The sequence below is a fragment of the Acinetobacter sp. CY79 genome, from assembly GCF_059515845.1.
Genome location: NZ_JCAKMY010000017.1, coordinates 29,115 through 43,372 on the forward strand (window position 1 = coordinate 29,115; position 14,258 = coordinate 43,372).

Genomic DNA, 14,258 nt, shown 5'->3' on the forward strand with positions numbered 1-14,258 from the left:
TTAAAAATTATAAATGGCTACGGCGTTCACTCGATTGTCGATACCTGTGTCTTGCCCGTTTGTCGCTGGTGCAAAAGCAGTTCGTTCACCATAAACATATTCCACACCTAAACTAATCGGTTTTACAGGGCTATAAAACAGATTTGCCCATGCCTGCCAAAGTTCTTTATTTGATCCAGTTTTATTGGCTACAGCAGAGATATATTCTTGATCTTCATCAAACTTCATAAAACCATAACCCAGTGTTCCTCTGAATTGATCATTGAACTTTTGGGTAATTCCCACAGTAATGGAGTCAAATTCATTTTGAACTAAATCATTTGAAGCTGTTTTTAAGACACCACTATTCGCCCATGAAACAAAACTGCTATCCCCCTTCACATGGTAATAATCCGCTTTGAAACTGGTTTGAGGATTTAAATCGTATTTAGCACCAACACCTATACCCCAAGCCCACTTTTCTTCACTGTCTATTCTTTTTTCATGCGCCATAGCACGTCCGCTTACAGACAATGCATCGCTCAGCTTATGGTTCAGACGACCAGTCAGCGCTGGCATACGCATACTGATCGAAGCATCTTTAGGATCTTCAACAGCAGTCACCAGATTTGTATCTGAATTAAACGTGTGTTTATAGCGAACTTGCGGTGTACGTTTAACTGCTCCACCGACAAAACCTAATGCATCAATACTCTCAGGCATATAGTCTGGTACTGCGAAGTTTGACCATGTTTGACCAATGAGCCAATTTCCATAATTTACATACGCATGACGGATACGTAAATTATCAAAATTAGAACCACCTAAGAAATCAACTTCAATTTTGCCTGAAACATCTTTACCTGTGACCGGTGTTTTGAAATCTAAACCTAAACGTGTTGCAGACAACGTTGACTTAAATTCATCACTGCGTTCTGCTATTCCTTCAATGGGAACCGTACTAATCTGGTTATACGATCTCGATGCTATACCACCTTCAGCTTGATACTGAGCATCCATGCGGACATTACCGTAGAAATGTATGTTCGATCCTGCAAGGGTTAATCCTAACCCATTTGTTTTTTTATCAGTTTGCTTCGTATTTGTAGAATATTCTTGAACCTGTTGCAATTGAACAGATTGCTTCTGCTGAGCTTGTGTAAATTGTTCTAACAAATGGCGAAGCTCTCGCACTTCTGCACGTAATTGATCTACTTCTGTATGATTTTTAGATTGAGCTAAAACAGATTTTTTTGTTTCAGCATGCGCATAACTGACGAGACTTAAACCCAGTGCAATCACAACGCTATTTTTTTGAAATTGATTCATCCTTACATATCCTATGTATATTCGGTCAATCCTGACATCGAGCCTTCATTACGAAATTAAATTTCGGTTAAAATGATTGGTGCAAAATAAGTTAATCGCTAAAGCCAATCTTGCCTACAAAAAAAGGTTCATTGTCGATCAAAGTCTAATGATTCAAAGAATGAACCAACATCTGCTTTAAAAAATTTTAAATGAATATCGCTCTAATAATTTTTTTATATGGTTAATGGTTATTTGATGTTTTCTAAAGCAATTCTAAATTTGAAGTACGCTTAATATTTTATCTATTCGAAAACTTTCTCAATTGTCGAGTCCGAGTCAGTAAGCCAAGAATTTTACGTCGTTCCATAATGTCATCTGCATCAAAAGACAATTTTTCTATTAACTGTTCGATGTCTAAATGATTATTTTCAATTAAAAAAATATCTTGTTCTTTACTCCATTTTTCATTGCTCAGTTGAATTTTGAGTTTCTTTATATTGACTCTATTCATACGATGAATACTCTTAGCAATCGACAATAAAATAAATTTAACAACCATGAATCGCCAAAACACTTCAGGTTTCCAAGCGAAAAATTGAGCGATGTTCAAATACTTATTTTAGCTTATAAGGCTATTATTAAGTCTCTTCACTATTATTAAGTCTTTTAAGATAGAAAATTTCAGTTCAGAGTTTGTAAATACGCGCTATTTTCAGAGAAATACATTCTAAAGTTATCAATATGTCGAAATCTCTTTATAATATCTCCCCATATCCGCAGAGTTCCTCGTATTAGGCAAGACTCTCACCCAGTTTTAAGTCCCTTTCTGATTTACGATTCGGCTTAGTTTTTTATATTTTTAGTGTTAACGATCAATATGAGCGATAACAACTTTTAGGTGCCTTCATGGAAATCAAAGTCAATTATCTTGACAATCTTCGACAAGAAGCCAAGTTCGATGACTTTTCAGTAATCGCTGACCAACCAATCCGCTATAAAGGCGATGGCTCTGCGCCAGGGCCTTTTGATTATTTTCTTGCATCTTCAGCACTCTGCGCTGCTTACTTTGTAAAAGTCTATTGTGCTGCACGCGATATTCCTACAGACAATATTCGTTTATCGCAAAATAATATAGTCGATCCTGAAAATCGCTATAAACAGATTTTTAAAATTCAGGTTGAATTACCAGCAGATATTTCTGAAAAAGACCGTCAGGGAATCTTGAGATCCATCGACCGATGCACCGTAAAAAAAGTGATTCAGACTGGTCCAGAATTTATCATTGAAGAAGTGGAAAGTATCGATGCTGATGCGCAAGCATTGCTCATTCCAACGCTCGCTTCAGAAAGAAAAACAATTATTGCGGGTAAAGATTTACCGCTTGAAGAAACCATTGCCAATATGTCTGCGATTTTGGCAGGTCTAGGTATGAAAATTGAAATCGCATCATGGCGTAATATCGTACCCAATGTGTGGTCATTGCATATCCGTGATGCGCAATCTCCAATGTGCTTTACCAATGGTAAAGGCTCGACCAAAGAAAGTGCTTTGGCATCGGCATTAGGTGAGTTCATTGAGCGTTTAAACTGTAACTTCTTCTATAATGATCAGTTTTGGGGTGAAGAGATTGCCAATGCTGCGTTCGTTCATTATCCAGATGAAAAATGGTTCCAACCCGGTCCTGACGGCGAATTACCCAAAGAAATCTTAGATGAATACACCTTAGCCATTTACGATCCTGAAGATGAGCTTCTAGGAACACATTTGTATGACACTAACTCTGGGAATACTGAGCGTGGTATCTGTTCACTTCCCTTTGTGCGTCAATCTGACGGTGAAACGGTCTACTTCCCTTCTAATTTGATTGAAAACCTATACCTTTCAAATGGCATGAGCGCTGGGAATACCTTGGCAGAAGCTCAAGTTCAATGTCTGTCAGAGATCTTTGAACGTGCCGTGAAAAAAGAAATTTTGGAAGGTGAAATTACACTTCCGGATGTTCCAAGCGAAGTTTTAGCAAAATATCCAAAAATTGTTGCTGGTATCCAAGGTCTAGAAGAACAAGGTTTCCCTGTTCTTGTTAAAGATGCATCATTGGGTGGTCAATTCCCTGTGATGTGTGTGACGCTGATGAATCCTCGCACAGGCGGTGTTTTTGCTTCTTTTGGCGCACATCCTAATTTTGAAGTCGCATTAGAACGTAGCCTCACTGAATTATTGCAAGGTCGTAGTTTTGAAGGCTTAAATGATTTACCAAAGCCAACCTTTAGCACCAATGCTGTCACTGAACCAAACAACTTCGTTGAACATTTCATTGACTCAAGTGGTGTGGTGTCTTGGCGTTTCTTTAGCTCAAAATCAGACCATGAATTTGTAGAATGGGATTTTACAGCGCAAGGTGAAAATTCAAATGCCGAAGAAGCTGAAAAATTATTTGGTATTCTTAAAGACATGGACAAAGAAGTCTATATGGCGGTGTATAAGCATCTAGGTGCAACAGCATGCCGTATTTTAGTACCTGGCTATTCTGAAGTGTATTTGGTTGAAGACCTTGTTTGGGACAATACCAATAAATCGCTCGGTTTCCGTGAAGATATTTTGAATATTCACCGTTTAGAAGATGATGCTTTAGAAGCATTGCTTGAGCGTTTAGAAGAATGTGATTCTGATGACTATACTGAAATCAAAACCCTGATCGGTATTGAGTTTGATGACAATACTGAATGGGGTCAATTGACCATTCTTGAGCTTAAGCTTCTGATTAACCTTGCGTTAAAAGAATTTGAAGAAGCCAAAGATCTCGTTGAAGCTTTCTTACAGTACAACACAAATACAGTAGAACGCGGTCTTTTTTATCAATGTATGAATGTGGTACTTGAAGTCGAACTTGATGACGAGATGGAGCTCTCTGAGTACGAATACAACTTCCGCCGTATGTTTGGTGAAGAACGTATGAATGCTGTACTTGGCTCTATCCATGGCGATGTGAAATTCTATGGTTTGGCTCAAACGAGTATGAAGCTAGAAGGCCTAGACCGTCATCTTCGACTGATCGAAAGCTATAAAAAATTGCATGCTACTCGCGCTAAGTTTGTCGCTACGCAGTAAATTGCTATACAACAAAAAAGGAGCAATCTCAGATGATTGCTCCTTTTTTTATTCTTACTTAATAGTCATTTAAACGACTAAGTTAAATGCATATTGAAAATCATCTGAATCAATATTATTTTCTGTATAAATTTTAACGGTATCAATCAAACATAGAATCAATTGGCTCTTTAGCTACTCAAAAGATACATTCTAACAATCAAAAGTAGTACGATCAGTGTAATCAACACAATACCCTTATTCAAAATTGCTTTTAAATCACTACTTTTAAATCACTACTTTTAAATCAATACTCCCTGTACTGTATCTCCCTCACCTAAAGTTTTATTTGCAGGAATTCTAACAATGGAATTGGCGAACATTAAGTTGCTGAGCATATGTGATTGTTGTTTTTCCAAACTGTTGACCTTCATTTTTGTTTGATCAACGTTGACGTGCATTCTCAAGAATCGTTCACGGCGATCCATTTTTAAATCATGTTGAAGTTCTGCACTGAACCAATTCAATGCCTTGCTCTGACCTTGAAGAGATTGAATTAAAGTAGATGCGTAAATTTGCATACCGATATAGACCGCAGCGGGGTTTCCAGGCAGTCCAAGTAAATAACAAGTTTGGGATTCTGAATTTTTAGTTTGAGGTTTAAATTGTGCAAAAAACATCGGTTTGCCGGGCTTTTGTTTCACTTTCCAAAATATTTGCTTAAAGCCTTGTTTGAGTGCCATAGGTCTGATGAAATCATAATCCCCAACGGAAACACCACCAGTCGTGATAATGACCTCATATTGAGTTTTCAATTCATTCAACAAAGTCGAAACTCGTTCAGCAGAATCCTGCACATGCATTATGTCGACGTGTTTCATTTGTGATTTAAACCATGCTTCAACTAAGGGTGCGTTAGCATCAAATATCTTACCGGACTGTAAATCAGCAACATGATCAACAACTTCATCACCTGTAATCACAGCAACAATTTTAGGGTATCGATAAACTTCTACCTGTTTAATCCCTGCCATACTTAAAGCAGCAATTGCACCAATATTTAACTGTTGTCCAATATCTGCCAATAATTGACCTTTTGAAATTTCTTCACCTGCATCACGAATATCTGTGTGTGATTTAAGTGAGGAGGTCAGTTTAATCATATTGTTCTTTTGATCCAACTCAACAATTTCTTGTCGGGCTACCGTGCAGGTATTTTTTGGAATTTTAGTTCCTGTAAAAATACGAACTGCCTGACCATTCTTTAATTCCAACTCAACAAGCTGACCAGCTCGGATTTCACCAATTAAGTCAAATTGGCTGCGAATCTCAATCATTTGATCTGAGCAAATGGCATATCCATCCACGGCACTTTGTGAGAATAAGGGTAGTTCAATTTCAGCATAAATCGGCTTTGCCAAATAATGATTCAAGGCATCCTTCAGCAATATGATTTCAGTTGATAACGGTTGCGTATGATTAATAATCATCTCTAAAGCTTGATCGACTGAGATCAAACCTTCTTCGGCACCACATCCACTAGGTTCATGTTCAGATAGATGAAGTATTGAAGAATCAGTAGGAGTTGTTGTTCTCAATTTTTCTTGGGTTGGCTCATTGAATAATTGATTCATTGATAGCCTCCTGCATGCGGAATATTTTTTTGAACATCAAATAGATGAACCAATGCAGGAAGTACTGCAATCAAAGACTCTTTGGCACCTTGACGACTTCCGGGTAAAGTCATGACAAGACTATGGTCAATATACCCAGCCACACCACGACTCAATGCCGCATAAGGCGTACGCTTTTGTCCAAAACTACGAGAGGCTTCCATCAACCCTGGAATTTCCCGCCTCAATAAGGGCTGTATTGTTTCAACCGTTAAATCCTTAGGACCTAAACCTGTTCCCCCAACGGTTAAAATTAAAGGATATTGATTTTTTTGTTGTTCGATCAGCGCTAATAATTGTTCTGGACTATCAGGAATGACTTGATAACGAATATCGCTAAAATTGGCGTTTTCTAAGATGTCTAAGACATTTTGTCCCGCAGTATCTGGTTTCTTACCTGAAGCCACGGTATCTGATAAAACAATTACAGAAGCCTTTAGACACTGTTTAAGTACACGCGTAAAATGTGACTTGCCACCTTTCTTTTGACGAAGTTTGACCTGATCCAAGCATAAATCTTCAGGTTCACAGTGTGGTTTGAGCATATCGTAAAGTGTGAGTCCTGCTAGACTCACAGCGGTCAATGCTTCCATTTCTACCCCAGTCGGACCAATGGTTTCCACTGTTGCAATGATTTCGACATGGGCTTCAAAAAGTTCATATTCAATATCAGCGCGATATATCGGTAAAGGATGACATAGAGGAATCAGCTCATCAGTTCGCTTGGCACCCAATATACCTGCGATTCGGGCAGTTTTAAGCGCATCACCTTTTTCAGTATTGCCATGACGAAGCAATTCTATGCAATGTGATGGTGCATGAAGTACACCCGATGCAATTGCTGTGCGGTAACTCTCAGGCTTCATTCCAACATTTTTCATTGCAAAACCTTTTTATGATTCAATTTATAGATTCATTCTGAAGAGCAAATTTTTTAAAATTTTGATCTATGACTTGGTCGATAAAATTAGACAATCGTGTGTTGATTATGTGTAGGTGCAGAATGATGGTCATGCTTAAGTCCATGTACATGGTCTTTACGGATACAACACCCTTCTACAAACTCACTGCTTCCATCGGCATAGAATTCTTCCTTCCAAACTGGAACTTCGTGTTTTACCCGCTCAACGGCCTCTTCACATGCAGCAAATGCTTCGCGACGATGATCTGCATAACACATCGCAATAATGGCAGTCTCTCCTATACCTAAAGCTCCAATCCGATGAACGACTCGAACGTAAGACACCTGATACTTCACTTGGACTTCTTGTTCAATTTGACGAATCATTTTTTCTGCAACAGGCGCATAAGCCGTGTATTTCAACGCTTTAACTGCTTTACCATGATGATGATTGCGTACCACACCTACAAAAATACCAACACCACCACATTCTGGAAATTGAGAAATATCATCAAAATTCTGCTGTGAAAATAATTGATCTTGGATTCGATTAAATTCTTTTAATTGCATATCAGCCACCTGCTACAGGCGATAATAAAACCAAAGTACACTCTTGTTCTAAAAGGCTCTGTCTTGAAATTATGTTCTCTCCAACAGCACATGCACAACGATCAAGCAAACGGGATGCATCAGGATGATTCTGTGTAATTTGATTCAAAACTTCAGAGACCATTGCGCCTTTATCGACTTCAAAACTCAATTGTTCAGGTAATAGTCGCTGAATTGCGCCAAAAGCTTCGATTTTGATCCTCATCATTTGTGTTATCACGTCAGACATAACTAACCTCCGATCATATGCATGCTAATTTTTCGAGAAGGATTTTTTGAATTTTGAATGGCATGAAAGCCTTGTTCTTTATGCCAGATATAATGTTTTAATTTGGCTTGCAGATCATTCTTTGCAGAAGCATTCTCTAAAACTGAATTCTCTACATATGCATTCTTATCTAATGCACTCTCTACAAATGTATTGCTAGATAATTGCTGAATTTCTTTTCTTATTTTTAACCCCTGTGGTGCGAACAAGCAGTTAAAAAATTCACCTTGTGCATTTAATCGTAAACGGTCACACGCATGACAAAATGAATGACTAATCGTTGAAATAATGCCTATGGGCGTACCATCAACCAGATAATGACGTGCAGGATTTGAACCTTGCCCCTGACAAATTTCAACTTTAAATCGGCTGCTTAGCTGTTTAAGTATTTCTTGTTCACTGACCACTTGGTTTTGTGACCAGTTCTGATCACCATCTAAAGGCATAAATTCAATAAACCGCTGATCAAAGCCATGTTGTTTAGACCACGTCGTCAAATTGATGATTTGATTTTCATTGATACCCTTCATTAAAACTGTATTAATTTTAATGTTAAAACCTGCTTTCTTAGCCGCAAGGATGCCTGCTAAAACTGGAGCCAGCGAGCGCTGAGTTATTTGTGCAAATTGGGCTTCATCTAAACTATCTAGACTGATATTTAAGTCATCCAAACCCGATTGCTTCAAATCAGTCGCGTATTTTTTTAAATAATGCCCATTGGTGGTCATGCCGATTCGCTTTAAGCCTATTGATTTAAGGTTTTGTAAGTGCTGAATAAAATCAATCACACCTTGACGCATTAAAGGCTCGCCACCCGTAATACGAATCTGCTCAATCCCTTGCTGCACCATAAACTTGCAAAATTGATAGAGTTCTTCAAAACTGACTAAAGTATCTTTCTGCATCCATTCTGGATGTTCGGGCATACAGTAAACACACTTAAAATTACATCGATCTGTAATTGAGATCCTTAATTTACGCTTTTGACGCCCAAATTGATCTTGAAATATCATGGTTTTTTTAAAGTCTGCTTTGAAATCTGCAATGCTATTCATATGCCTGATCCATGACGCTATATGCACCGTGTCACTACGGATTATTCTTTACGCCCTATTTGCTTGCCAAGTAATTAGCAAAAAGTGTTCCAACTTTGGGCTTTGAACAGCTTATTCATCATCTACATCAAATCTAAGCCTGTATATTCAAAAAGGGGGACATTCAGAATTTGTTTTTACAAAAAATTAAGTTGTTGATGCTGTTGTAACTCTTCAAGTGAATTGATGCTATGAAAGAAAATATTTTGATTTTTGAAATGAGTGAGTTGCATATCTAACTCAGTAAAGCACAGCCTTAAGCTTCTTTGGCCTTGCTTTAAATGTTGTTCAATTTTAGCCAATGCTGACTTTTTCATTAAACAAAATGGATAAAGTGCTTTTCCATTTAATTGAACTACAGCAACTTCACTTGTTGGATGACATTCGAGGGTTTTGTGTAAGCGAGACAAAACTTTTGAGGGAATGTATGTTACATCGCATGGAATAAATAACACATGATCTGACTGCACATGATGCCACGCGCTTTTCATACCCATCAATGGACCTAGAAAACCACTTTCAGCATCTTTAAAATAACCAACGGATGGAATTATTCTTTTATAAATAGAATGATCCCGATGGCTATTCACCCAGACCTTAGCGACATATGACTTTAGATGTCGATGAATCTTAATGAATTGAATTTCATGGTCAAATTTTTGTAGAAGCTTATTAATACCATTCATCCGCCGTGCTTGCCCCCCCGCTAGAATCACCACGTCAGTTTTTGGATAACTTACAGCTTTTGATACTATTTTTTTCATTCTGTACGCTCCATTTGACAAGCTTTAATCAAACCGCGAATTTCGGGTAGACACGATCCACAATTGCCCCCTGCTTTTAAGCAAGCAGTCACTTGTGTTTCATGCGTAATATTATTTTCATTAATCGCATCAATAATTTTATTCTTACCGACTTTAAAGCAACTACACACCAAAGGACCGTCATTGCTTGCTGCTGATATAGCTTGACCAGCAAGTAGTGCCTTTCGATGCATTGCACTTAAACGTTCTCGTTTAAATAAGCTTGCCACCCAATCGCGGTCTGGTAACAATGCTGAGGGAGCAATGTACAAACTTGCGATCAATACACCATTTTGTAAAATGACGGTATGTGAGATTTGAGCAGAAGGGTCTTCTAAGTTCAGCCATTCAAAGCTTTCATCGGTAAATGGTAATAAGACTTTCAGTTGAGATGTGGTATGACTCAACTTTTGACGGTCTGCTAACTCATAACAGATAGTCTTAGCCATCGTGATTTTGGTCCACCATGCCATCTGATTTAAAATATTGTGTAATAATGGTTCATATGCTGGGCGAACATAGAGTACGCCCTGCCATTGAGTATAAAAGGGCTGTAGCATCACAGGTGTATGTTTAAATTCAGGCTCACCAGACAGTTGATCCACCACTGGATTAACCACCTTCCCAATCCGAGCATCCGAAGCAACTTGATCATTCCAATGAATGGGCGCAAAAACTTGTCCACGGCGAATATTTTCACTGATCTGGGCTTTGAGCACACAGACTCCCCAAGCTGATTTTAATTCAACTAGGGCTTGGTCTCTAATGCCATATTTGAGAGCATCATTTGGATGAATTTCACAATAGGGTTCAGCACGGTGCGTACTTAAGTTTGCAGATAAACCTGTTCGACTCATGGTATGCCATTGATCCCGAATACGTCCGGTATTTAATATCAAGGGATACTCAGGACTCATATTATTGACAGGATTTATGGCTTGAGTCGCGATAAATTTTGCTTTGCCATCGGCATGTGCAAACTGACCTTGAGTGAATAATCGCTTAACTGTATCCTCGCTTTGATTTTTATGCCAAACCGGCCATTGAATAGGCTGCAGGTCGTTATATTCATCTTGAGTTAATTGAGTCAGTCCGTTTAAGTTGAAGTAACGAAAATGTGGCGTATTACCTCTCAAGGATAATTCAGCATTTTGATGTGCAGACAAACAGGCATGTTCTTTAAAAATTTCATAGCTGTTTTTAAAATGAAAACCTTGAAAACCCAATTTTTGTGCGACTTGTGATATTGCCCACCAATCGGGTTTGGTTTCAGCAGTCGCATTTAAAAATGCATGTTGCCGAGTCATCCTGCGTTCCGAGCTAGTGACTGTGCCATCTTTTTCCCCCCACCCCAAAGCAGGTAAGAGTACATCCGCAAAAGCGGTAGTATCCGTCTCCATGCAAATATCAGATACCACCACCATTTCGCATTTTTCTAGCGCACGCTTAATCTGATCTGCATCGGGCATACTGACCACTGGATTGGTCGCCATAATCCAAATCGCTTTAATTTTTCCACTTTCAACAGCATGAAATAAATCAACGGCTTTTAAACCCGCCTGTGTTGCAATACGAGGACTTTGCCAAAAATCTTGCACCAATTGCTGATGTTGAACATTTTCTATATCCAGATGAGCTGCGAGCATATTTGCCAGTCCACCGACTTCACGCCCACCCATTGCATTCGGTTGTCCTGTCATTGAAAAAGGTGCTGAACCCAGTTGACCAATTTTGCCACTGACGAGATGACAATTGATTATGCTATTGGCTTTATCCACCCCACGTGAAGACTGATTCACCCCCATAGAAAATAGCGTCATCACTTTTTTATGTTGAGCAAATTTTTCATAAAACTGCGTTAATTTTTCTACAGAAATAGCTGTGCGTTTAGCCACTGCTTCAAGCGAAGATTCTGGATCACTACTTGCTAAGCTATCTTCAAAACCTTGTGTGTGATGCGAGATAAATTCATGGTCTGCATACCCATGTTGGACTAAATATTGTAATAAGCCATTAAACAGTGCAACGTCTTGACCGGGTAATATCGGTAAATGCAGATCAGCACTTTCACAGGTACTGGTAAAGCGCGGATCAATCACAACAACACATAAATCTCGATTTTCTTTGATCTTCATCATGCGTTGATAAAGTATAGGATGACACCAAGCGGTGTTGGAGCCGACCAGTACCACCATATCTGTCTGCTCAAAATCTTCATAGCTTGCAGGGACTAGATCTTCTCCAAATGCACGTTTATGCGCTGCGACTGCCGAAGACATACATAAACGAGAATTGGTATCAATATTAGCAGTGCCCAAATACCCTTTTACAAACTTATTCACCACATAATAATCTTCGGTGAGTAACTGTCCAGAGACATAGAAGGCAATACTGTCAGTTCCATATTGATCAATACATTGTTGAAATTTGTCTGCAATAGTATTTAACGCCGTATCCCAATGGGTTGCTTGTCTAGCTCCTCTGCGACCAATCATCGGTTGTAGCACACGGGTTTCTAAACCCACTGTATCTGCTAAATTACTGCCTTTAATACATAACTTGCCGTAATTTGAAGGATGATTGATGTCACCTTCAATTGACACTTTTTGCCCTAAAGGTGTTTGCGTGACTTTTGCTGTCACACCACATCCCACACCACAATATGGACAGGTCGTCTGTGTCACCAAGGTGTCAGATTCACCAGAGCTATGCAACTGCATCAGCGGGATACTATTCATGGCTGCTCAGCTCCTTAATATGTTGAGGATCAATTTGAATGGTCGAAACCCATTAAAAATTGAATGAAATATCGCATCGAATATTACAGTTCAATATTTCAGAGGTCTTTTTTAAAATTAATCACTTTTTTTGAAATCACTCAATTTATAAAAGACGGTATTTATCCTGCTTTCTTTAATGCAAAATCTTGACCAAACAATAATTTGTTTCGAATGGAAGTAATCGGTGTTTGATCGGCAATCAATTCTGCATACCAAGTGCCATCTTCGGTGTCACCGAATAATACGGCACCAATGACCTTATCTTTTTGGATGATAATGCGTTTGTAAATTTGCCGTTTTTCATCATTTAGGATGATATCTTCAAAATCTTTTTCAGCGCCTGTGTGTTCTAAATCAATGCATCCAGCTGAAAAGACATCGCAACCACTCACTTTAAGCTGGGTGGGAACCGTCGGTGCTTTAAAGGTTAAGCTGCCATGTTCGGCCAAATGTGAGGCACAAATAAAGGCTTGTCCCCATAACGGCTCAACCAAACCAAAGGTTTGATGACGATGCTCAATACACTCACCGACTGCATAGATACGTGGATCAAATGTTTGCATCGTATCATTGACCAAAACACCACGATTACAACGTAATCCCGCACTTTGTGCCAAACTCATATTGGGACGAATACCGACTGCAAAAACTACTAAATCGGCATTAAGAATCGACCCATCTTGCAGATGAATATGGGTGACATGACCATCTTGACCTCTCAAAGATTCAGTATTTGCTTTTGTCATAATACGGATACCTTTTTGCTCGATGGATTGTTTGAGCATTTGGCTGGCTTTCGGATCCAATTGACGGTCCATGATGCGATCCATCAAATGTAAAACGGTGACATTCATGCCACGTTGTTTCAGCCCATAGGCGGCTTCAAGTCCAAGCAATCCACCGCCAATCACCACCGCATTTTTTTTCGTTTTGCAATATGCGAGCATATTGTTGACATCATAGATATCACGGAAGCTCATCACACCTTTCAGGTCAGCTCCTTGAATCGGTGGGATAAAGGGTCTTGAACCTGTCGCTAAGATCAAACGGTCATAATCCACAACCTCTCCCTTCTGGGTATGCACTTGTTTACGAGGACGATCAATCCGTACGGCGGCATCACCGGCAATAAATCGAATTCCTTTTTCTACATACCAAGCGTGTGGGTGTAACATGATGTCTTCGATGGTTTTTTCACCTGACAACACTGGGGAAAGCATAATACGGTTATAGTTACCCCACGGCTCTTCACCGATGACTGTGATCTCATAACGATCAGGCGCCATATCCAGTAAATCTTCTAAACAGCGCATACCTGCTAGACCATTCCCAATCAGCACTAATTTCATTTTTTCCTGTGAGGTGCCTGTATTGGTGATATAGGTTTTTTGAGGAGTTGGGCTAATACAAACTTGTCCATTTTCAATTTTGCTTGGAAAGACCAAAAGTTTTTGATCTTTATCTTCTAAACAACGTCCTGTAGCCAAACTGAAATGCTGTTTATAAATGGGTGATGCCACCACACGTTCACCTTGTAAATCACCTACAATCCCACGTGACATCACAAATGCTTGGCTAAACGGATCTTGATTGCTGAGGGCATAGACACGTTTTTCATTGCCAATACGGAAGATCGCAATTTGCTGATTTTGAATGAGTGCACATACACCTGTATTTGGCGTAATTTCATCGAGTGCACAGACCTGTATCCAATTCAGTTCATTCATATCTTGTAAAATTGTCATGTCATTGT

General features: G+C 39.1%; 11 protein-coding genes. 1 reads left to right on the forward strand and 10 read right to left on the reverse strand.

All coding sequences use genetic code 11. The features are described from left to right. Together AC5YCE_RS08705 and AC5YCE_RS08710 are read right to left on the reverse strand one after the other, a co-directional pair. Positions 1 to 1,308 (reverse strand): DcaP family trimeric outer membrane transporter, encoded by a 1,308-nt coding sequence (locus tag AC5YCE_RS08705; protein ID WP_496171744.1) that lies wholly within the window; start codon positions 1,306 to 1,308, stop codon positions 1 to 3. A 280-nt stretch (positions 1,309 to 1,588) separates the two neighbouring features. Beyond that, positions 1,589 to 1,801, reverse strand: coding sequence for a hypothetical protein (locus AC5YCE_RS08710; RefSeq protein WP_496171778.1), 213 nt, complete (start codon positions 1,799 to 1,801; stop codon positions 1,589 to 1,591). 395 nt (positions 1,802 to 2,196) lie between these two features. Here AC5YCE_RS08710 and AC5YCE_RS08715 point away from each other — a divergent pair, with 395 nt between their 5' ends. After that, complete coding sequence (locus AC5YCE_RS08715) at positions 2,197 to 4,398, forward strand: OsmC domain/YcaO domain-containing protein (protein ID WP_496171745.1); 2,202 nt, start codon at positions 2,197 to 2,199, stop codon at positions 4,396 to 4,398. A 281-nt stretch (positions 4,399 to 4,679) separates the two neighbouring features. Here the strand turns inward: AC5YCE_RS08715 and AC5YCE_RS08720 are convergent, their stop codons facing one another. From AC5YCE_RS08720 to nirD, 8 genes are all read right to left on the reverse strand, one after another. Then, positions 4,680 to 6,011 (reverse strand): molybdopterin molybdotransferase MoeA, encoded by a 1,332-nt coding sequence (locus AC5YCE_RS08720; RefSeq protein WP_496171746.1) that lies wholly within the window; start codon positions 6,009 to 6,011, stop codon positions 4,680 to 4,682. After that, positions 6,008 to 6,931 (reverse strand): bifunctional molybdenum cofactor biosynthesis protein MoaC/MoaB, encoded by a 924-nt coding sequence (gene moaCB / locus AC5YCE_RS08725; protein WP_496125508.1) that lies wholly within the window; start codon positions 6,929 to 6,931, stop codon positions 6,008 to 6,010. Before moaCB ends, AC5YCE_RS08720 begins: the two co-directional genes overlap by 4 nt. Positions 6,932 to 7,017: 86 nt before the next feature. Continuing rightward, positions 7,018 to 7,521 carry a molybdenum cofactor biosynthesis protein MoaE gene (locus AC5YCE_RS08730; protein ID WP_496171747.1) on the reverse strand — a complete coding sequence of 168 codons (504 nt, stop codon included), beginning with the start codon at positions 7,519 to 7,521 and terminating at the stop codon, positions 7,018 to 7,020. 1 nt (position 7,522) lies between these two features. After that, positions 7,523 to 7,789 (reverse strand): MoaD/ThiS family protein, encoded by a 267-nt coding sequence (locus AC5YCE_RS08735; RefSeq protein WP_496171748.1) that lies wholly within the window; start codon positions 7,787 to 7,789, stop codon positions 7,523 to 7,525. 2 nt (positions 7,790 to 7,791) lie between these two features. Continuing rightward, on the reverse strand, positions 7,792 to 8,883 hold the full coding sequence (gene moaA, locus AC5YCE_RS08740) for a GTP 3',8-cyclase MoaA (protein WP_496171749.1): 1,092 nt from the start codon (positions 8,881 to 8,883) through the stop codon (positions 7,792 to 7,794). 176 nt (positions 8,884 to 9,059) lie between these two features. Beyond that, a complete protein-coding gene (gene mobA / locus AC5YCE_RS08745; protein WP_496171750.1) occupies positions 9,060 to 9,686 on the reverse strand; it encodes a molybdenum cofactor guanylyltransferase in 627 nt (208 codons plus the stop codon). After that, positions 9,683 to 12,463, reverse strand: coding sequence for a molybdopterin-dependent oxidoreductase (locus AC5YCE_RS08750; protein WP_496171751.1), 2,781 nt, complete (start codon positions 12,461 to 12,463; stop codon positions 9,683 to 9,685). The genes mobA and AC5YCE_RS08750 overlap by 4 nt, the downstream gene beginning before the upstream one ends. A gap of 161 nt (positions 12,464 to 12,624) precedes the next feature. Beyond that, the gene (gene nirD, locus AC5YCE_RS08755; RefSeq protein ID WP_496171752.1) at positions 12,625 to 14,250 is read right to left on the reverse strand and encodes a nitrite reductase small subunit NirD; all 1,626 of its coding nucleotides are present in this window, start codon (positions 14,248 to 14,250) and stop codon (positions 12,625 to 12,627) included. Between the last annotated feature and the right edge of the window lie 8 nt (positions 14,251 to 14,258).